Origin of the sequence: Clostridium sp. E02 (assembly GCF_003833015.1) — a bacterium.
In the GTDB taxonomy this organism is placed as follows: domain Bacteria; phylum Bacillota; class Clostridia; order Lachnospirales; family Lachnospiraceae; genus Lacrimispora.
In genome coordinates, this window is record NZ_RJLQ01000020.1 from 17904 (window position 1) to 39053 (window position 21150).

Sequence of the window (21150 nt, forward strand, 5' to 3'; positions counted from 1 at the left end):
AAATCCCCATGTGTTATCCATACGGAACAGAAAAAACACCTTGACGGGACCTGTGTTTTGGCTTATTATAAAGGAAATATAGTATTTTTAAACTAAGAAAGGTAATAACAATATGAACTCGATACTTAAATGGGTAAAATTAGAATCTATTATGATCGCATTATTTCAGGTTAAGGCTAGAAGTGCGTCCAAATTTAATAGATTCAAGGTTAACCATATAAGAATTTTGGAGTATTCAGATTAAGATCATTTGTTATTACAGTGATAGTTGATTTTGCAACCCAAAGCTTATTGGCTTTGGGTTTTTTTGCGTTTAATTATAAGAAAGGTCAGGTAGAGTCATGATAGAAGTAAGTATGAATAATCTAACGAAATTTTATGGAGCCAACAAGATATTTGAAACGATTAGCTTTGAGGTGAAAACAGGGGAGAGGATTGGGCTAATTGGTAAAAATGGATGTGGGAAAACTACTATTATGAAAATTATTATGGGAAGGTTTGAGGATACGGGGCATGTCCAGATTGGGGAAAATTCGTATGGAGAGACGATTTCAGAAGATTATCAGGCAGGAGAGGTAAATCTTCGTAAAGGGGTTAAGGTTGGGTACTTAAATCAGATCCCTGTTTACAGTGAAGATACCAAAGCAATTGATGTAATCCGCATGGCTTTTCAAAAAGTTTTTGATTTGAAGAGAGGGTTATCAGAGCTTGAGGGGGTACTTCAGTCTTCTTCGGGTGAGGAGCTTGAAAAAGTACTATTACGTTACGGACGGCTCACGCAGGAGTATGAAATAGCTGGGGGATATGAGCTGGAAACGACGATTAATAAGATTACAGAGGGGCTTAAAATCAATGATATTTTAAAGCAGCTTCCATTTAACAGTTTAAGTGGCGGAGAAAAAACCAGAGTGATTTTAGCAAAGATACTTCTTGAAGATCCAGATATTCTGCTTCTTGACGAACCTACCAATCACCTGGACTTAGAAACAACACAATGGTTGGAAGGCTTTTTAAAGGATTATAAAGGTTCGGTTCTGATTATATCCCATGACAGATATTTTCTGGATCATGTTGTTATGAAAATTGTGGAGTTAGAGTTTAGCCGGGCAAATATTTATATGGGAAATTATAGTTATTATGTACTGGAAAAAGAGAGACGGTTCTTAATTGACTACAAGCATTATATCAATCAGCAAAAAAAGATCGAACAGATGGAAAAGCAGATTGAGCGATACCGTATTTGGGGAAATATGCGAGATAGTGAGGCGATGTTTAAACGGGCAAAGGAATTGGAGAAACGTCTGGTAAAGATTGAAGTATTGGATAAACCGGTTCTAGAAAGCAAGAAGGTACGTCTGAATCAGGATAGCATAAAACGTTCCGGAAAAATGGTATTAGAAACCGAACACTTAAGTAAAAGTTTTGGTGATAAAGCATTATTAAAAGATATTGATATGCAAATTCATTATCAGGATAGTGTCTGCATTATCGGGCAAAATGGGTGCGGCAAATCGACTCTGCTTAAGCTGATATTAGGAGAATTAAAGCCGGATTACGGTACGGTAAAAATTGGTGCACAGGTAAAAATCGGTTATCTGCCTCAACAGGTTGTTTTTGAAGATGAAGACCAGACTATACTTGAGTATTTTTCAGGTTATCACAATATTACTTATGAAGTGGCCAGAAATCAATTGGCAAGAGTATTATTTTTTAAAGATGATGTCCATAAGAAAATAAAATTCTTATCTGGTGGGGAGAAGAGCCGGTTAAGGTTATGTTCTTTAACCTTTGAAAAAGTGAATTTCATGATTCTGGATGAGCCGACCAATCACCTGGATATTGATTCTAGGGAAGTGCTGGAGGAAACTTTAACCGCATTTGAGGGAACCCTTTTATTTGTATCTCATGACCGGTATTTTATAAATAAGGTTGCAGGTAAAATTATGTCATTTGAGTATAACCGTCTTATTACTTATCCCGGAAATTATACGTATTATCAGGAAGAATTGCAAAAGGCAGGAAAAGTTGAGGAGCAGTCAAATGAAAAGAAACCTTCCACTGGGGGAGAAGAGAAACAATATAGCCAAACAGATCACAAATCCAGAAAGATAAATCCCCAAAAGTTAGAGATTCTTGAGCATGAGATTGAGGCCATAGAAGCTAAATTAAACGTTTTGGAACAAGAGATAAACAATAATAATACAAATTCTGAATATTTACAGGAACTATTATTAAAAAAAGAAACGATGGAGAAAGAACTGTATCTTGCTTATGATACATGGGAGAATTGTCACTATTAAGCGTTCGAGGTGATTTTTATGGAGAGTGGCTGTAATTTAACTCTTCGAAGCATGGTGTAATTTATGTCGAGTTGTAGATTATGTCTGTGAATTTTCGATTCCGATTGCAAGAAACCTTGAAGTAATGTTGTATTTGTTTAAGATATCTGTAAAAATTAGATTTAAAGATTGAAAAGTTAAAAAAGTAATGTTATATTATATATATAAATTCCGAGTGACGGAAAAATGAAGGGAGATGTTCTATATGATAAAAATGGTTGAGGTGACTGTTTCCTAAACTAAATAGAGCAATGGCAGTAGTAATGCTTTTTGGGATGTGACTCATAGCAAAGCTCTGCCATTATAAGTAACCTTTTGTGGATTCTATGGCTTATGGTTGATGCACACCTTAGAGTGTGCTAGTTTTGGTATAAAAATGACCGCAGTTGTAGCCTTTTAATAAGGGTACTTTCTGCGGTATTTTTGTGCTCTTTTTTAGGGAGCAGTGTTTGGTTTTGGGTGTAAAAGCAATAAAAGGGGGTCGGTTTATGAACATTAAGCTAAAAGATGTAAAGACAAATTTTATGGAGGAAATATATGATTAATTTAGTGGATTATGGATTTACGCTAGATATGATACCACAAAATAGCGTAGGGATTCCGGCGAGGATCACAGCGGTTCATAAAGAGCGGTATGCTCTTGTTTGTGAACATGGAGAGATCTATGGACGTTTAAAATCCAGTGCTTATTATGCGGATACAGCAATGGATTTTCCAATAACTGGGGATTTTGTTATGATAAACCATAACCCGCATGGGGACAGTCAGATTATTGAAACGCTTCATCGGAAAACCAAATTTTCTCGGAGTAATTTATTGGGGCATGCGAGGGGGTATGCAAAAACTGTGAAAGAACAGATCGTAGCAGCAAATTTTGATTATGTATTTATTATGCAGTCAATCAATCATGACCTAAATGTAAGACGGCTGGAACGTTATCTGACACAGGCAGGGCAGTCAGGAGCAATGCCAGTGGTAATACTGACGAAAGCGGATCTTGCAGAAGATCATGAAGAGGTGTTAAAGAATATTGAAAAAGTAACGGTAGGAGTTAACGTTCATTCTATTAGTGCAAAAACTGGATACGGGCTGGATCGTTTATCAAACTATTTACAACCAGGTAAAACGATTGTTTTTCTTGGTTCATCAGGTGTTGGAAAGTCAAGTCTTGTCAATGCATTGGCTGGTTATGAGGTTATGCCTGTCAAGGAAATTCGTGAAGAGGATAGTCGTGGGCGGCATACCACCACTCATCGCCAGCTGCTAATGCTTCCCAACGGTACAATTGTAATCGATACACCTGGTATGCGTGAGTTGGGGATGTGGGAGATAACCGAAGGGCTTTGTGAAGTTTTTGCGGATGTTGAGAAATATATAGGGAATTGTAAGTTTTCTGATTGCAAACATGAAACAGAGCCAGGTTGTGCGGTGAAAGCTGCAATGGAACGTGGTGAACTATCCTTAGAGCGTTGGGAAAGCTATTTAAAAATTAAACATGATGCAAAATATGCAGCGGACAGAAGTACTTTTCTTCGGGATAAGGATGCACGAAATAAGGAGCAGATGATACAGAACAAGCGGAAGAAAAACAAAGAAAGGGAATTGTAAATATGGAATCAGGTGAAAGAATTCTATCAGAAACCTTAATTGTGGTATTAGGGAAGGCCTTAAATCAAGAAATTATAGACGCAAGCTTTGAAACGGAACAGCTAAAAGGTGGAACGGTAGGAGAGGTAACTCTGGTATCTGGAGTGGCAATAACGATAGATGGGAAGAGATTGCCTTACAAGGTTGTCTATAAGAAACAAAAGAAATGGGAACGCTACTTTGATCCTGATTCATGGCGAAGGGAATATGACCTTTATGCTGCGAATCTGGATCCGATATTTTCTGAATCATTTAGTTGGCCGAAATGCTATTATGCGGAATTATTAGAAGATGAAACCCACATATGGATGGAATATATTGAGGGTATATCAGGTTTGAAATTAAATAGTGCAATGTATGAGCAGGTAGCTGAGGAATTAGGGCGGTTTCAAGGTGGAATTTATACACGAATGCCGAAAGAACTAGATTCACTCACGAATCTCAGTAGAAAGGAGAATAGTAAAAATTACTACATGCATTATCGTTCATGGAATGAGGTGTATGATTATATTCGTGCAGAGGACTGCGAAATACCAAAACATCTATGTAAAATGCTTATTGATGTGGACGAAAACGCAGATCAGATATGGGCGTGCATTGAGCAATTACCAGTGGTATTCTGTCACAGAGATTTTTGGGTGGAAAATATATTTTATACAGACCAGAAAGTTTTACTAATAGATTGGGATACAGCTGGCTGGGGATATTTGGGCGAAGACATTGCGAGTCTAATTGCGGATGAAGGAGATGTTGCCCATATGATTGAAAATTATGAGAAAAGTGTAAGTGCTTATTACAGAGGTTTTTCAAACTATGTGGACGTATCCCACATAAAGCGCCCGTATATCAAGGAAATGATACTTTTTACATTTGGATATAGATTGGTGGAGGGAATTAAATTTGCCAAAACCTTGGAGGAAAAGACTTTGCAAATTGCCATCCTTGATAAAATTTATGAAATGGAAGAAATAAATTTTCATAATTAATCTGTGATTTACAAGCATTGTTCCGGAGGCACGGCATTCCTATTGTTTTATGGCATATAAACGAGCAATCCGTTTGCACATCATTGAAAAAGTGTGTACCTCATCCTCTGTCAATGCTTCCTCAATCAGATTCATTACTTCATCCCCAAAGTCATTAACTCGATCCAAAAAAGCTTTCCCTTCTTTGGTAAGTATAATATTATAGGAACGGCGGTCATGGGCCTGCCGCTCCTGTATAATATATTTTTTGTCCAGCAAACGCTTTGTCAATTTAGAAATGCCAGATTGGGAGATGCCTCTCATTTCAGCAAGTTCTTTCGTAGTTTTTGCGCCGTGTTTGTTCAATGTATCGAGTATATAGAATTGTGCGGTAGAAACCCCTTCTACATTGAACTTATTCGAATTTGATACAATCATACATTGAAAAGGAATATAACTTTCCGTTAATTCATGATCAGCCATTGCTAAAACCTCCTATTGTTCATTGATATATCTTTTTAAGTGTTTTCCTGTTAGAGATTCTTTACAGTGAATGATATCTTTTGGCAATCCTGAAAACATGACATTGCCTCCGTTTTGTCCTGCATATGGGCCGATGTCGATGATCCAATCTGCCTGGCAAATAATTTCCAAATTGTGCTCAATGACTATAAGAGTAGAATTTTGATCCACCAAACGGTTCATTACTCCAATCAGCTGTTTGATGTCAGCCATATGCAGACCGGTTGACGGCTCATCTAAGACATAGATTTGTCCGTTGCTTTCAAGTTCGGAAGCAAGTTTAATCCGCTGCAGCTCACCACCAGATAGTGTACTGAGAGGTTGTCCCAAAGAGACATAAGTAATACCAACATCGGAAAGTCGTTTCAGTACATCTAAGATTTCTTTTTCCTGAAAAAATGCCAAGGCTTCCGTAACCGTCATTTTAAGGACATCAGCAATGGTTTTTCCCCTCAGTTGATAGGCAAGTACATCATCCGTATAACGATTTCCGTGACATTCTTCACATTCTGTGACAATTGTATCCATAAATGCCAAATCCGTATAAGTGACTCCCAAACCTTTACAGGCAGGACAAGCACCATGTGAATTAAAACTGAATAGAGAAGCACTTACCCCATTCCTTTTTGCAAATAATTTTCGGATGATGTCAAAAATACCTGTAAAAGTTGCTATATTGGAGCGTTTTGAAGCTTGAATCCCTTTTTGGTCAATAAAAATAGTTTCCGGATATAATTCCGGCAGCACCCCATGAATAAGCGTACTTTTTCCAGAACCAGCGACTCCGGTTACAACAGTCATCACTCCCTTTGGTATCTCAACCGAAATGTTTTTTAAGTTATGCAAAGTTGCATCTTTTATAGAAAGCCATTTGTTTGGTTCACGTGTATCCAATTTTAGCACAGGGCAGTTGGATAGATTGTTTCCTGTAAGTGTGCCTGATTTTTTTAATCCATCCAAATCGCCTTGAAATACAATTTCTCCGCCATGAGTTCCAGCGCCTGGTCCCATATCAATAATATGGTCTGCGATTTTTATGATGTCAGGATCATGTTCTACAATTAAAACTGTGTTTCCCTTGTCGCGTAATAATCGCAAAAGCTCATTGATTTTATTTATGTCATGAGGGTGGAGGCCAATACTTGGTTCGTCAAAAATATAAGTGAGGTCAGTCAGACTGCTTCCAAGCTGGCTAACCATCTTAATTCTTTGTGATTCTCCGCCGGAAAGTGTTGATGTTTCCCTGCTTAAACTTAAATAGCCTAGTCCAATAGATACCATATGTTGAAGCCGGCTTACAAGCTCTGAAACAATAGTAGCTGCTACAGGCGAATGTATGGACTGAATAAAATCCAAAAGTTCGTTTATTTGCAGATTGGCACATTCCGCAATATTTTTACCATTTATGTTACAAGACAATACCTTATCATTTAATCGTGTTCCATGGCAGTAGGGGCACTCTTGTTTTATAACAAATTGCTCGATATCCTTGCCATATCTGACTTTTTCACCATCCTCTTTTTTTAGAAAACTTCGCTCAATACGTGGAATCAGCCCCTCATACAGTGAGGTTTTATGCCATTCGGGTGATGGATTCTTAACTTTAATTCCCTTTGGGTAAAGAAGAAGTTCCAATTCTTCTACAGAAAAGTCTTTCAGTTTTTTATCATTATCAAAAAAGCCGGAATGAATATACCGGGTAAATCGCCATCCGCCTGGTTCAAACGTTGGAAAACGGATGGCTCCTTCGTTTAGGGATTTATCTTTATCCAACAGTCTTTCTATATCAATGGTTTCTATTTTTCCTAGGCCTTCACAGTGTTCACACATTCCAGCTGGATTGTTAAATGAAAACACATCGGAATAACCTACAAAGGGTTCTCCAATGCGAGAGAATAATAAACGCATTAAAGAGTAAATATCTGTAATCGTGCCTACCGTTGACCGAGCATTTCCCCCTAAGCGTTTTTGATTAATAATAAAGGATACGGATAAATGATCTATTTTATCTACATCCGGTTTTCCGTAATGTGGCATGCGGTGGCGGATAAAACTGGTATAAGTTTCATTTAATTGTCTTTGTGATTCTGCTGCAATTGTATCAAAAACTAGAGATGATTTTCCAGAACCGGAAACACCGGTAAAAACAGTAATTTCTTTTTTGGGTATCCGAACATTTATATTTTTGAGATTTCGTTCTCTAGCGCCAAATACCTCAATTTGATGATCAGTCATAAGTTTACCTCTATGTATATTATGTGACATGGTTGATATATGAGTGGGTTAAGTATATTTATAGTAACACCATTTTTACTTTTTTGCAAGAAGGCGTAAAAATAACCCCAATGAGATGTATGTCGAACAAATAATAATTTCTAATATATATTATATCTATTATATGGTAAAATTAAGAAAAAGGTAGTGATTAATTAGAGCTGATAGAATGTAAAAATAGGAAAAGACAGGTTGGTATTTAAAAATGAAATATAAGATATTAGTTGTAGAAGATGATTTGATTATTTCAGGAGAGATACAGAAATATTTGTTAGTCTGGGGATTTGAAGTAGAGACGGTTTGTGACTTTGAAGCTGTTTTAACACAATTTGCACTGTTTGATCCTCATTTGGTGATATTAGATATTTCATTGCCATTTTATAATGGATATTATTGGTGTACTGAAATTCGTAAACTTTCTAAAATTCCAATTATTTTTCTATCTTCTACCAGTGATAATATGAATATCATTATGGCAATGAATATGGGCGGAGACGATTTTGTGGCAAAGCCATTTGACTTGGCAGTATTATTAGCTAAGGTTCAGGCAATGATTCGCCGTGCGTATTCTTTTCAGGGAAAGTCCAATTTACTAGAGTACAAAGGTGTTATACTAAACTTATCCAATGCTTCTATGGAAGTGAATGGAGAAAAAGTAGAACTGACAAAAAATGAATTTAGAATACTACAGATTTTATTTGAACATAAGGGAAAAACGGTTACCAGAGAAGCAATTATGAAACATCTTTGGGATGGGGATTGCTTTATTGACGATAATACGCTAGCGGTTAACATTACAAGACTTAGGAAAAAATTAGAAGAATTTTCACTAAATGATTTCATTACTACCAAAAAGGGAATCGGGTATATATTGGAGGATTAAATAGTATGGATCAATTATCAACTGGTAAATTATTCGCAAAATGGTGTAAAGATCAAGTGAAGTATCTTGGACATTTTCTTGTTTTTGCTACTATTTTCCTGATTACAACATTGCAATATAAAATTGATATGGAACCAATTTTATACAGTCTGTTAATCAGCACATTTTTAGGCTGTTGTTGGTTGATCTATAACTTTATTCAATATAAAGACAGGTATAATGCTTTATATGAAACATATTTAAATATGGAAACAACAGTAAGTACATTACCAGAACCCAGTAATTATATAGAAGAAATGTATAATGTGTTATTGCATGATTTATATAACAATCGTAGTGACTTATATACGAAAATGAAAAAACAGGAATTAGAGAGTAAAGATTATTATACAATTTGGATTCATCAAATCAAAACACCAATTGCTGCCTTGTATCTGCTGCTTCAGGCAGAAGACAGTAGTAAAAATACGATGCTTATGAAGCAGGAATTGTTTAAAGTCGAACAGTATGCAGAGATGGCACTCTATTATCTTCGATTACAGCACATGTCCTTTGACATTCTACTAAAAGAATGTAATCTTTATGAAATTGTGAAGCAGTCCGTAAAAAAATACTCCATTAATTTTATTGGGAAAAAGATCTCTTTGAATTTTGAAGAGTTTAAGGGGAATGTCGTAAGTGATGAAAAATGGTTGGGGTTTGTGATTGAGCAAATTCTTTCAAATTGTATTAAATATACAGCAAAAGGCAGTATATCAATTGACTATATAGACTCAAATCATAATACCCAAATCAATGATAAATTGAAACATGCGTATGAGATAACTTCTTCCGATTCCGTATTATGTATCTCTGATACTGGAATTGGAATTAAGGAAGAAGATCTGCCACGTATTTTTGAAAAAGGATTTACTGGATACAACGGGCGAATGGATAAGAAGTCAACGGGAATTGGTTTATATTTATGTAAGCAGGTGATAATCAAATTAGGATTTGATATTCGTGTCACTTCTGAAGTCGGAAAGGGAACTATGTTCCAGATCTATTTTGGAAAACAAAAAGGCAAAGCAAAGGTAGGAGAATTGGATTAAGTCAGTCAATCTTACAATAATGAAAGCTACGAACAAGAAATGTAAGCCAGAATAAAGGCAGAACATTTCTTTTTTTGCTAAAATGAGTCCTGTAAGGAAAAGTAACTTAGGTACAACAACTTAAAAGGGAAGAGAAGGTTAATTTGATGGCATTTTTAGAAGTGAAAAATCTCAAAAAAGTATATACCACAAGATTTGGTGGAAATCAGGTGAAAGCATTAGAAAATGTTAGTTTTTCAGTAGAAAAAGGAGAATACGTAGCAATAATGGGGGAATCCGGTTCCGGCAAGACTACATTGCTTAATTTGCTGGCATCCCTTGATAAACCTACAGAGGGCGAGATATTATTAGATGAAAAATCGTTCTCTAATATTAAAAATAAAGAACTGTGTGCATTTCGTAGAGATAACCTAGGCTTTGTTTTTCAGGATTTCAATCTATTAGACACTTTTTCTTTACAGGATAATATATTTTTACCTTTGGTACTACAAGGAAAATCGTTTTGTGAAATGGAGGAACGATTAATTCCTCTAGCGAAACAGCTTGATATTACAGAATTATTAAAAAAATATTCTTATGAAGTATCGGGTGGACAGAAACAGAGAGCGGCAGTAGCGAGAGCCTTAATCACACATCCTAAGCTTATTCTTGCGGATGAACCAACTGGAGCACTGGATTCGAAGTCATCAACCAGTCTTTTAAATATGTTTTCGGATATTAATAAGATGGGACAGACAATTATAATGGTTACGCATAGCATGCAAGCAGCGAAGTGTGCCGGTAGAGTTATATTTATAAAAGATGGAAATTTATTTCATCAGATTTACAGGGGCAATACCACAGATACCGAGATGTATCAAAAGATAGCGGATACTTTAACCGTACTTCAGACCGAAGGAGTAAAAGAGTATGAATAAAGCAATTATTTTGCCCAAAATGGCATTTATAGGAATACGTAAAAATAGAAATGTTTATTTCCCTTATATATTAACATTGGCTTTTTCTATCTGTGTTTTTTTTATATTTAATTGCATCATAAATAACAAGTTTCTTAAAGAGGTACCACACGCAGACTATGTGTGGGCACTTTTGCAAATAGGGAATACGTTACTGGGCATCATTTTAGTTCCGTTCTTATTCTATACAAACAGTTTTTTAATTAAGCGACGTAAAAAGGAAATTGGTCTTTATAGTATACTAGGGTTAGAAAAAAAACATATCGGTATTATGATGTTTATGGAAACTCTTTTCATCTATATGATTGCTATGGCAATTGGGTTGATAACAGCAGTCGTATTCGCAAAATTATCTTTTTTAATATTGCTTAACACCAGTGGACTACCAGTTGATATTAAGTTTACGATGCCTATGCTCAGTTTTAAGTTAACCTTTGTTTTTTTTGGAGCAGTTTCATTTCTTAATTTGGGAACGAACTTATTCCAGGTTACACGGGCGAACCCTTCTGATTTACTAAGGGAAACACAAAAAGGTGAAAAAGAGCCAAAACATCTTTGGATTCCAACTCTGCTTGGAATTTTAATCCTAGGTGGAGGGTATTATATTGCAGTTGTTTCCGAGGTGAACAGCTCTATTTTTCTTGCTTTTTTCATGGCGGTTTTGATGGTTGTGATCGGAACCTATTTCTTATTTACATCGGGAAGTATTGTATTGCTAAGAGTACTTCGAAAGAATAAAAAATTTTACTATAAAAAAAGCAATTATATTACCGTCTCAGGCATGATTTACCGAATGAAAAAAAGTGCTGCAAGTCTCGTGAATATTTGCATATTTAGTACCATGGTTATTATTACTTTATTGTGTACCGTATCTTTAACCTTTGGAGAAAAATCAGCAATTCGATTTAAATACCCGCTTGATGTCAATTATATTTTTGATTATGCTAAAATGACAGATACAAATCATTTTAATACAGACTTGATGAGGATTGCAGAGGATAATCATATAGGGGTTGCAGATACAATTGATTTTCGCTATTTTCGTATTACCCCCTCTGTAGATGAAAATATTTTTTCTAATGATTCAAATAAAGATGTAGAAATAAACAAACGTACGGTTCGACTCATGTCACTTTCTGATTATAATCGCATGGAATCAAAAAACGAAACATTAGAAGAGGGTGAAATACTTGTTTATTCCAATACCGAAGATTTTAAGTATGAATCAGCTATAATGAATGGAAAAGAATATAAAGTGAAAGAGGAGTTAAATTCACTTAGTATTGATACGAAAGAGAAAAATAATTATTCTTCGGGCAGTTTGTATATGATATTAAATGATTACAACAGTATGGAAGAAATGGCAAAAACCTTTGACGACTCTACTTATCCTTATTATTCCGTTTGGTTTAATATGGAGGGAGAAATGAGGAACAAAGAAGCATTTTTAGCTGATTTAAATAAAGCCTGCTCACAAATGCCAGGTTTTTATAGCAGCAAGAATATTATTGATTGGGGTCATGATGTAAAATCTATGGATGGTGGACTACTATTTATCGGTGTGTTTTTCGGACTGATGTTCACAATTTGTTTGTTATTAATCATGTATTATAAGCAAATATCAGAAGGATTAGAAGATAAGCAGAATTTTATAATTATGCAGCAGGTAGGAATGAGTGATGATGATGTGAAATCAACGATTCATAGGCAAATTATGTTAGTATTTGGGTTACCATTAATTGTTGCAATACTTCATACTATGATGGGACTTAAAATTACCATTCGATTGCTTTATGCACTAAATCTTTATAATACCAATTTAATTGCATTATGTGCACTTGGAATTATTGTTATCTTCACGGCGTTCTATATATTAAGTTATTTTGTAACAGCAAGTACGTATTATAATATTGTGAAAAGGAAAAGTTAGGTGAATATTTCTTGTAGTAAATCTTATTGACAGGTGAATAAGAAAGCTATATCATCATAGTATGTTAGCGAAGACTAACTAAACTTTGCTCTTTGAGTGGATTAGGAACAACGGCTATGGGATAAGATGGAGGTGATGTTTTGCAAGCAACACAAAGAGAACAAAAAGTTTACGGCAGCTTGGTTGAAATTGTGAAGCGTGAAAACGACTGTACAGCATATAGAATAAGCGATGAAACCGGTGAAGCGGTAATGACAAGTCACACTGTTTTTCAGGGAATTGAGCTAATCTATAACGATGTTCATATGCAGACATGTAAGGTTGATACTCATCCGCCCCAAAATATACTTGAAATCAATCACTGTCGTGAAGGGCGCATCGAGTGTGAATTTGATGGAGGCGAATACCTTTATCTGTCCAAAGGTGATTTATCAATCCAACTCAAAGACAGCGCCTGCCATAACTCCTGTTTTCCCCTCGGCCACTATCATGGAATTTCGGTGGCAATTGATTTAGAACAAGCGCCTAAATGTTTGTCTTGTATTCTTGATGATGTTACGGTTGATTCCTCAGAACTTTCAAAAAAATTATGTGAAACAGGTAAGTATACAGTCATGCGTTCGATGCCTTGTTTTGAACATATTTTCTCGGAATTATATACAATTCCAGATTCTATCAAACGAGGTTATATGAAAATTAAAGTATTGGAATTATTACTTTATTTGAACGGGATCAATCTTGAATCGGAAAGATCAGAGCGAAAATACTTTTCAAAATATCAAGTAGACACGGTAAAAAGTATAAAAGCATACCTTGTTGAGAATATATGCAAACATATAACCTTAGAGGAGCTTTCGCAAAAATTTGATATTCCCCTTACTTCAATGAAAACATGTTTTAAGGGTGTTTACGGAACATCTGTCTATTCATTTGTCCGGCATTATAAGATGCAATCGGCGGCAATTCTATTAAAGCAAACAGATAAAACAATTATTGAAATCTCAGGAATGGTCGGTTATGAGAATGGAAGCAAGTTTGCAGGAGCTTTTAAAAAGGTTATGAATGTTACGCCAAAGGAGTATCGCAATAAAATTGACCAAATGGAGCCGTTCTTGACCAAATAGAGTCGAAAACAGAAGGCATGATATAGTAAGATGAACAAGGAAGTGCCAGGAATGGCACTTTAAAATAATATAATGGTTAGCTTAGACTAATCATAGAGGCGAAATCATTTAAAAATAGGAGGTATTTATTATGGAAAAAGGGAAAAATAAGCACATGAAGCTGCTTGATTTTGCAGGTAAATATAAAGGGCTTACAATTCTTGGCTGTATTCTGTCGGGAATTAGCGCAATTCTTACAATGATCCCTTTCATCTGCATTTGGCAAGTAGTACGTGAAATCTTTACTGTTATGCCAAACATATCAAAAGCACAGAATTTAGCTTTTTATGGTTGGCTGGCGCTACTGTTTTCGGTCGTTAGTATTCTGGTCTATTTTGGTGCTCTGATGTGCACGCATAAGGCAGCGTTTCGAGTAGCGAGAAACATGAGAAGTCGGATGCTTCATCATATTGTCAAGCTTCCGCTGGGATATTTTGATGCACAAGGCAGCGGAAAACTACGACGCATTATAGATGAAAGCTCCGGCCAGACGGAATCATTTTTAGCTCACCAGTTACCAGATTTAACCGGTGCATATGTAACACCGATTGCAATGCTTGTATTGCTCCTTGCGTTTGATTGGCGGCTTGGTCTTATTAGTATATTACCAATGGGAATTGGGTTTTTCTTTATGAGCAAAATGGCAGGCCCTTCCTCGAAAGATAAAATGAAAGAGTATCAAAATTCTTTAGAGGATATGAATAATGAAGCGGTGGAATATGTACGTGGAATTCCTGTTGTCAAAACATTTCAGCAAAGTGTGTTTTCGTTTAAGACCTTTCATGATTCCATATTGCGCTATAAGAAATGGGTTGTCGAATACACCATCTCATTTCGTATTCCGATGACTTGCTTTACCGTTTCGATTAACGCTATTTTTGCTTTCTTAATTCCTGCGGGCATTTTGCTAATTGCGTCTGCTGTGAATGTTCAGGCGTTTTTGCTTGATTTTATTTTCTATATTTTGTTTACGCCATTTTGCACGGTTATGTTGACACGTATTTTGTTTTCAAGTGAGAACACAATGCTTGCAAAGGATGCGTTAAATCGTGTGGCAAGTATTTTGAACGAAAAAACACTTGTAGAACCGCAAAATCCTGAGATACCAAAGGCTGCAAGTATTTCTTTTGAACATGTTTCCTTTTCTTATGCAGGTGCAAAGTCTCCAGCGATTAACGATGTGTCATTTTCCATACCGGAAGGAGCGACCGTTGCACTTGTTGGCCCATCCGGTGGAGGGAAAACAACCGCAGCAAGTCTAATTCCCCGTTTTTGGGATGTGGACAGCGGTAAGATTTCCATAGGGGGAGTTGATGTTAAAAATATATCAACAAGTGATTTGATGGATTATGTATCCTTCGTTTTTCAAGACACACACCTTTTTAAAGCAAGTTTGCTTGAAAATATTCGTTCTTCAAAACCAAGTGCTTCAACGGAAGAGGTAATAAAAGCGGCGAAAGCTGCTCAGTGTGAAGAAATATTTACAAAAATGCCAAATGGCATTGATACCGTAGTTGGTACGAAGGGCATCTATCTTTCGGGTGGGGAGGCACAGAGAATTTCTCTTGCTCGTGCGATTTTAAAGGATGCACCGATTGTTTTACTTGACGAAGCAACTGCCTTTGCAGACCCTGAAAATGAGCATCAGATACAGCTGGCATTCAAGGAATTGACAAAAGGGAAAACGGTTCTAATGATTGCTCACCGACTTTCCACGATTCGAAATGCGGAAAGTATTATGGTGATGAAAGATGGGAAAATTGTAGAACAAGGAATACATAAAGAATTGATTGAAAGAGCAGGCATCTACGCAAAGATGTGGAAAGAGTATCAATCCTCTATTTCGTGGAAAGTTGCAAATTCACAAATCGCGTTCGAAAAGGGGGTCGCTTACAATGGTTAGATATTTCAAAAAGTTGTTTGCATTAAGCGAGCAGGGCGCAAAGGATTTAGTCAAGGCAATTATTTCATGTACGGTGACAGACATCAGCCTAATGATGCCGGTTGGTCTAATCTTTTTACTGCTTTCAGAGTTTGTTGCACCTTTTATGGGTGGTGAGCAAGTGGAATCGAATTTGTGGTTTTATTTGGGATTATGTGTTTTGGTTTTGGTTATGATCGGAATCTTTCATTATATTCAGTATAATGCCACCTTTTTGGCATCCTATAAGGAAAGTGCGAATAAACGTATCTTACTTGCTGAAAAACTTCGTAAAATACCACTTTCCTTTTTTGGAAAGCGTGATCTGTCGGATCTTACAACAACAATAATGGCAGATTGTGCAGGGTTAGAAACAGCTTTTTCTCATTACATTCCCGAACTAATTGGCTCTGTACTTTCCATTCTCATATGTAGTATTGGGCTGTTTTGTATGGACTGGAGAATGTCCATTGCACTGCTTTGGGTTGTACCTGTTGCTTTTATAATTACAGCAGGTGGAAAGAAGCAGCAGAAAAAAGTGAATCGAATCAATAAGCAGTCTCAAATAGAACGTGCAGACGTGATTCAAGAGTGCATTGAAACGGTGAGAGAAATCAAAGCAAATAATCAAACAGAAAATTATCTTGCCAAGTTGGATAAACAACTTTCTAATGATGAAAAAATTCAAATGAAAGCGGAACTCAATACTGCTAGCTTTGTTGTATCGGCACAAATGGTTTTGCGTATTGGTATTACCACGGTTGTCTTAGTAGGATCAAAACTTCTACTGAATCAAGAGATAGATTTTTTAACCTTTCTTGTTTTTTTAATAGCGGCATCTCGTATTTTTGATCCTCTTTCTGGTTCGCTTATCAATCTTGCAGCTATATTTTCTGCAATGCTTCAAATTGAGCGCATGAAGAAAATTGAAGAACATTCGATACAAACAGGAAAAAAAAAGGCTGGCTACAATGGCTATGATATTGTATTTGATAATGTCGGATTTTCGTACAACGATGGCGAAGCTGTTCTTCGCAACGTTTCTTTTGTTGCAAAACAAGGCGAAATAACGGCTCTTGTTGGTCCGTCTGGTGGCGGTAAAAGTACGGCAGCTAAGCTAGCTGCAAGGTTTTGGGATATTAATAAGGGAACAATTACACTTGGAGGAACGGATATAAGTACGGTTGAACCCGAAGCGTTGCTTTCGAATTATTCAATTGTTTTTCAGGATGTAGTGCTGTTTAACAATACGGTTATGGAAAATATTCGATTAGGAAAAAGAGGTGCAACCGATGAAGAAGTGTTGGCTGCAGCAAAAAACGCGCAGTGTGATAACTTTATTTGCAACATGCCACAAGGGTATCAAACGATAATTGGAGAAAACGGCTCCTCACTTTCGGGTGGGGAAAGACAAAGAATCTCAATTGCTCGTGCTTTGCTCAAAAACGCACCTGTTATTCTTTTAGATGAAGCAACGGCATCCCTTGATGTTGAAAATGAAACCTTAGTACAAGCTGCTATTTCAGAGCTCGTAAAAAACAAAACCGTACTTGTCATTGCGCATCGGATGCGAACCATTGCAGGTGCAGATAAAATTGTGGTCTTGGAAAGCGGAAAAGTGGCTGAACAAGGGACGCATGATGCGCTCTTAGTCAAGCGAGGACTTTATAATAGATTATGGTCGATCCAATCAAAAGCAAGTGAATGGTCGCTATAATTAATAGTAACTTAACTTTCCCAGCAAATATTTTAATAAAAAGCCTGTATAAACGAGGCTTGAGACAGCATCCATTCAGTCACTTTAGTTTACTGGTCATTGCTTGACCATACTAATTGCACCAAAGTCTGTATTAAGGATTGCACTTTTTTTACGGTTTTTAATGGGGCATAATTGGAAACTTTAATAGGTTTCTTATAGAATAGACTAGACTTTCTAATGTAAATTAATTAATTAATTACATATTTTATAATACCACTGAAAAAAAATTAATATTTATGTTAGTAAATAAAAATATATTGACAATGGTGATGGTTGGTGGTTTAATTATAGTGTAAAAAATATAATATATAGGCTATATACAAAAGTTAAATTATAATATATAATAAAACAATGAAGAATTAGATATTTAAAATAAAGTATCTTAATAATGCTTGTCATATTATTCTATTTCGATTTTATTAATTAGGAGAATATATGGATCGAATAAAAAGTGATTACATTCAATGAAAATTGAGGTAATATAATTAAAAACGAGAGGGGGAAAATTTTATGGTTGAGAAAGTAACAGGTATAGACGCACTGGAGCCATTGGAGGATCAGGATATTAAAGTACAGTATTGTGATGGATCAGATTGTCTTCATGACTGCCCACCAATCGGTCCAGGAGCTAATTGTGGATCGCTTTTGTCAACGAAAGAGTAATGAATAAAGAGGGTGGCTTTTATTTAGCCGCCCTTTTTATATATAAGTTAATATTTTCCTCTTGCAGAATTCTTTCATATTCGCATCTATACAATCTACAATTATACAATTGCTGAAAAATAGTTGATAAAATTATGGGGGTAGGAGTATTGAAAAAAACACAGAAAATTATTTTGATCGTTGGAATTCCAGTTTTAATCCTCTTGTTTGTAGCTTATTTGCAAATACATAGTAGGAATCCTTATAAAACATTAAATGAGATAAAAAATGAGGATGTATTCGAGCAGCAAGGGGAAGAGTATTATATATACTATTATAAAAAAAATTGCCCATATTGCTCTGAAGTACAAGATTCTATTTTGAAATTTGCCTCCCAATATAAACTATATATTATAGATACAGAGAAGAAATATAATCATCCACTAAAATTCGATTGGAACAATTTACATCAGCAGAATGATGTTGAAATAGGAATCCAGAATGCGGATGGAACAAAACAATTTTATAAAGATCAAAATGAAGAAAGATATCTTAACACACAAGATAAAAATAAATATGGAAAAACTAAGGTATATAAAATTATTATAGCTGATGAAAATTATCTTAGGACAAATAAAAATGCTCAAATTGGGCATATATATGCATCTTTACAAACGCCGGAGATTGATTACGAAAATATAAAAAATAGTTCAGATATAATCATCGCTGGTGTACCAACCCTCCTTCACATAAAAAATGGACAGATTAATGGATTCTACTTTGATTCTCCTGAAATTGCTGAACATATCAATGATTTATGAAAGGAGTGAAACTATGTATATACTTAGTCCATATGCTAAAACCGTAGAATATGAAAGCTATATAATATTATGTAATGTTTATGCTGGAAATTATGTAAAGGTTTTAAAACAATATTATGAAGCCCTATTAGAACTAAATACAAGGAAAGAAGATCTAATCAAAGACGCCAAACTAGGTAAATTATGCAGGGCCTTAATTGATATTGGATTTTTTATTGATAAAAATAGTCAGAAAGAAAAACTTATAATCCCCGGTAAGACCGTGTATATATCGGTCACGAACAGATGTAATTTAAGCTGTATACACTGCTGCACAAGTGCAACAAAGGATCAGGGAAATGTTTTTTCAACGAATGAAATAAAATTAATAATAGAAAAAGTAATAGAAATATCGCCTACTACAATTTGTTTTACGGGTGGGGAACCGCTCATTAGAAATGATATGTTGGAACTATTACAATTTACAAGAAAAAATTTCAAAGGTAAAATAACACTTTCAACAAATGGTACGTTGATTAACAAGAATAATATTGAAGGAATAACTGTATCTGTAGATAAAATTGATATTAGTATAGATGGATACGACGAAGAAACAAGTGCTAGAATCCGTGGAAGCGGAGTTTTTGAGAAATGTTTAAAAGCAGCTGATTTGCTACATAAATACAATTTTACAAATATATCTTTTTCTATGATCGTCACTAAATACACTTATAAAAGTCTAGAGAAATTCAATCAGTTATGCGAAAAATATCAGACAAAACCATTGTTGAGGACATTACAGCCCTTTGGAAGGGGCGAGAAAAGTTATAACAAACTTCGAGGAGAAATGTCAATTGATGAAAGTGATTTAAAAGTTGGTTGTAGAGCTTGTTTTCCGGGGAAAAAAGAATTACATATCAGTTATGATGGAAAAATATATCCGTGTGGTGGAACGTTTGGAATAGAGGAATTCTCCATGGGGAATATTATGCTTTTGAATATTGAAGAATTAGTAGAACAACAACAAACTGCAAATGATATAGAATGTCTAATTCCCTATAGATCTTGGAATTGCGAAGATTGTTTAGAGTGTTCTATAAAACTGTTTTGTCCACTTTGTCTAGGAGAAAAATATACTTTAAAGAAAAACAAGAACTTAGAAGAAAATTATTGTATGGAGTTCAGAAAAAAGATGGAGAAAGCCTTACGAAGGGAACTGTGTAATGAATAAAATTAGATTTACTTTTTGGGTTACTGAAGAATGTAATTTAAGATGTCGTTATTGTTATGTGAAAAAGCAGCCAATCGTAATGAATAAAATAGTCGCAAAAGACTGCCTTGCTTTTGTAGATAAAATTGCTGGAGCAGAAGGGAATGAACAGAGTGCAATTTTAATTTCATTTCATGGTGGGGAACCATTATTGAATTTTGAAATTATTAGAGATATGACGAAAGAATTAAACCAAAAATATTCACAGAGAATTATGTTTCGCATCACAACCAACGGTACTGTCTATGATGAAAAGATATTTTCATTTCTAATATACTATAAATTTCAGTTGTCGATCAGCATTGATGGTACAAAAGATAGCAATGATTTGAATCGAATAGATGTTAAGGGAAATAGCTCCTATCAAAAAGTAATTAAAACCTTAGATTACTTTAATCGAGTTCAATATGAAATAAGAGTAAGAATGACTGTCAATCCAAGAAATGTAAATTTATTTGCAGATGGATTTAAGTTTCTTTTTCTAAAAGGACATAAAGCGGTTGCATTTGCAATTGATATGTTTGATGAGACCTGGAATAAAGCGTACTTTGAAATTTATGAGCAACAACTGGGACATATTATAGATTTTTTAGAAGCCATGTCTCCCAATTTGAGCAGATATTATCTAGATAATATTAAAAGTACATATTTAATTCCAAGGCTCCCCTGTAAAGGAGGACAGATTTCCTTTCATATCGATGGAAATGGAGTTATTTTTCCATGTATGCATGCTGTCCAAGACCATGATTTGAACATAGGGAATATTAGGGATGGAATAGATCAGAAAAGATACATAAAATTGAAAGAAATAAATGCATTAGAAAATCCAGGGTGCAGAAGTTGCAAGGCAAAAGACATTTGTAGTGCTGGTCCTTGCAAAATTATTAATAAGGTACAAACAGGTGAGTTTTTAATACCCAGCAATAAAAATTGTAGTATGATAAGAGTAAGCAATAATCTAATAAAACTTTATGAAAAAGGATAAATT

Annotated in this window: 16 protein-coding genes; 14 read left to right on the forward strand and 2 right to left on the reverse strand. The window is 35.2% G+C overall.

Annotated elements, in window-relative coordinates:
- The first annotated feature begins 341 nt into the window (after nt 1-341).
- From abc-f to EFT72_RS15000, 3 genes are all read left to right on the forward strand, one after another.
- Nucleotides 342-2300, forward strand: a complete 1959-nt coding sequence (abc-f, locus tag EFT72_RS14990) for a ribosomal protection-like ABC-F family protein (protein ID WP_124067733.1) — start codon at nt 342-344, stop codon at nt 2298-2300.
- Nucleotides 2301-2876: 576 nt separating this feature from the next.
- On the forward strand, nt 2877-3947 hold the full coding sequence (gene rsgA, locus EFT72_RS14995) for a ribosome small subunit-dependent GTPase A (protein ID WP_243110030.1): 1071 nt from the start codon (nt 2877-2879) through the stop codon (nt 3945-3947).
- 2 nt (nt 3948-3949) lie between these two features.
- Nucleotides 3950-4972 (forward strand): aminoglycoside phosphotransferase family protein, encoded by a 1023-nt coding sequence (locus EFT72_RS15000; protein WP_124067734.1) that lies wholly within the window; start codon nt 3950-3952, stop codon nt 4970-4972.
- A 39-nt stretch (nt 4973-5011) separates the two neighbouring features.
- On the opposite strand, the gene EFT72_RS15005 is transcribed toward EFT72_RS15000, so the two are convergent.
- Nucleotides 5012-5434, reverse strand: coding sequence for a MarR family transcriptional regulator (locus tag EFT72_RS15005; protein ID WP_124067735.1), 423 nt, complete (start codon nt 5432-5434; stop codon nt 5012-5014).
- Nucleotides 5435-5446: 12 nt separating this feature from the next.
- A complete protein-coding gene (locus tag EFT72_RS15010) occupies nt 5447-7708 on the reverse strand; it encodes an excinuclease ABC subunit UvrA (RefSeq protein WP_124067736.1) in 2262 nt (753 codons plus the stop codon).
- A 244-nt stretch (nt 7709-7952) separates the two neighbouring features.
- Here EFT72_RS15010 and EFT72_RS15015 point away from each other — a divergent pair, with 244 nt between their 5' ends.
- The 11 genes from EFT72_RS15015 (at nt 7953) to EFT72_RS15060 (ending at nt 21147) form a co-directional block, all read left to right on the forward strand.
- Nucleotides 7953-8630 (forward strand): response regulator transcription factor, encoded by a 678-nt coding sequence (locus EFT72_RS15015; RefSeq protein WP_124067737.1) that lies wholly within the window; start codon nt 7953-7955, stop codon nt 8628-8630.
- Between the two features lie 5 nt (nt 8631-8635).
- Nucleotides 8636-9721, forward strand: coding sequence for an ATP-binding protein (locus tag EFT72_RS15020; RefSeq protein ID WP_243110031.1), 1086 nt, complete (start codon nt 8636-8638; stop codon nt 9719-9721).
- Between the two features lie 146 nt (nt 9722-9867).
- Nucleotides 9868-10638, forward strand: a complete 771-nt coding sequence (locus EFT72_RS15025; protein ID WP_124067738.1) for an ABC transporter ATP-binding protein — start codon at nt 9868-9870, stop codon at nt 10636-10638.
- Nucleotides 10631-12607, forward strand: coding sequence for an ABC transporter permease (locus tag EFT72_RS15030; RefSeq protein WP_124067739.1), 1977 nt, complete (start codon nt 10631-10633; stop codon nt 12605-12607). Before EFT72_RS15025 ends, EFT72_RS15030 begins: the two co-directional genes overlap by 8 nt.
- 140 nt (nt 12608-12747) lie before the next feature.
- Entirely contained in the window at nt 12748-13731 is a 984-nt protein-coding gene (locus EFT72_RS15035; protein ID WP_124067740.1) for an AraC family transcriptional regulator, read from the forward strand.
- 130 nt (nt 13732-13861) lie between these two features.
- On the forward strand, nt 13862-15673 hold the full coding sequence (locus EFT72_RS15040; protein ID WP_124067741.1) for an ABC transporter ATP-binding protein: 1812 nt from the start codon (nt 13862-13864) through the stop codon (nt 15671-15673).
- Nucleotides 15666-17408 carry an ABC transporter ATP-binding protein gene (locus EFT72_RS15045; protein WP_124067742.1) on the forward strand — a complete coding sequence of 581 codons (1743 nt, stop codon included), beginning with the start codon at nt 15666-15668 and terminating at the stop codon, nt 17406-17408. The genes EFT72_RS15040 and EFT72_RS15045 overlap by 8 nt, the downstream gene beginning before the upstream one ends.
- A 552-nt stretch (nt 17409-17960) precedes the next feature.
- On the forward strand, nt 17961-18113 hold the full coding sequence (locus EFT72_RS19320; protein ID WP_164473174.1) for a hypothetical protein: 153 nt from the start codon (nt 17961-17963) through the stop codon (nt 18111-18113).
- Between the two features lie 149 nt (nt 18114-18262).
- Entirely contained in the window at nt 18263-18913 is a 651-nt protein-coding gene (locus EFT72_RS15050; RefSeq protein WP_124067743.1) for a hypothetical protein, read from the forward strand.
- A 13-nt stretch (nt 18914-18926) separates the two neighbouring features.
- The gene (locus tag EFT72_RS15055; protein ID WP_164473175.1) at nt 18927-20123 is read left to right on the forward strand and encodes a radical SAM protein; all 1197 of its coding nucleotides are present in this window, start codon (nt 18927-18929) and stop codon (nt 20121-20123) included.
- Entirely contained in the window at nt 20116-21147 is a 1032-nt protein-coding gene (locus EFT72_RS15060) for a radical SAM protein (protein WP_124067745.1), read from the forward strand. The genes EFT72_RS15055 and EFT72_RS15060 overlap by 8 nt, the downstream gene beginning before the upstream one ends.
- Nucleotides 21148-21150 lie beyond the last annotated feature (3 nt).

What these genes read in the sequence shown, in the direction of transcription:
- EFT72_RS15020 (WP_243110031.1), top strand. Translation starts at nt 8,636, where the DNA reads ATGGATCAATTATCAACTGGTAAATTATTCGCAAAATGGTGTAAAGAT.
- EFT72_RS15040 (WP_124067741.1), top strand. Translation starts at nt 13,862, where the DNA reads ATGGAAAAAGGGAAAAATAAGCACATGAAGCTGCTTGATTTTGCAGGT.
- EFT72_RS15000 (WP_124067734.1), top strand. Translation starts at nt 3,950, where the DNA reads ATGGAATCAGGTGAAAGAATTCTATCAGAAACCTTAATTGTGGTATTA.
- EFT72_RS19320 (WP_164473174.1), top strand. Translation starts at nt 17,961, where the DNA reads ATGGTTGAGAAAGTAACAGGTATAGACGCACTGGAGCCATTGGAGGAT.
- rsgA (WP_243110030.1), top strand. Translation starts at nt 2,877, where the DNA reads ATGATTAATTTAGTGGATTATGGATTTACGCTAGATATGATACCACAA.
- EFT72_RS15025 (WP_124067738.1), top strand. Translation starts at nt 9,868, where the DNA reads ATGGCATTTTTAGAAGTGAAAAATCTCAAAAAAGTATATACCACAAGA.
- EFT72_RS15010 (WP_124067736.1), bottom strand. Translation starts at nt 7,708, where the DNA reads ATGACTGATCATCAAATTGAGGTATTTGGCGCTAGAGAACGAAATCTC.
- EFT72_RS15005 (WP_124067735.1), bottom strand. Translation starts at nt 5,434, where the DNA reads ATGGCTGATCATGAATTAACGGAAAGTTATATTCCTTTTCAATGTATG.
- EFT72_RS15055 (WP_164473175.1), top strand. Translation starts at nt 18,927, where the DNA reads ATGTATATACTTAGTCCATATGCTAAAACCGTAGAATATGAAAGCTAT.
- abc-f (WP_124067733.1), top strand. Translation starts at nt 342, where the DNA reads ATGATAGAAGTAAGTATGAATAATCTAACGAAATTTTATGGAGCCAAC.
- EFT72_RS15030 (WP_124067739.1), top strand. Translation starts at nt 10,631, where the DNA reads ATGAATAAAGCAATTATTTTGCCCAAAATGGCATTTATAGGAATACGT.
- EFT72_RS15045 (WP_124067742.1), top strand. Translation starts at nt 15,666, where the DNA reads ATGGTTAGATATTTCAAAAAGTTGTTTGCATTAAGCGAGCAGGGCGCA.
- EFT72_RS15060 (WP_124067745.1), top strand. Translation starts at nt 20,116, where the DNA reads ATGAATAAAATTAGATTTACTTTTTGGGTTACTGAAGAATGTAATTTA.
- EFT72_RS15015 (WP_124067737.1), top strand. Translation starts at nt 7,953, where the DNA reads ATGAAATATAAGATATTAGTTGTAGAAGATGATTTGATTATTTCAGGA.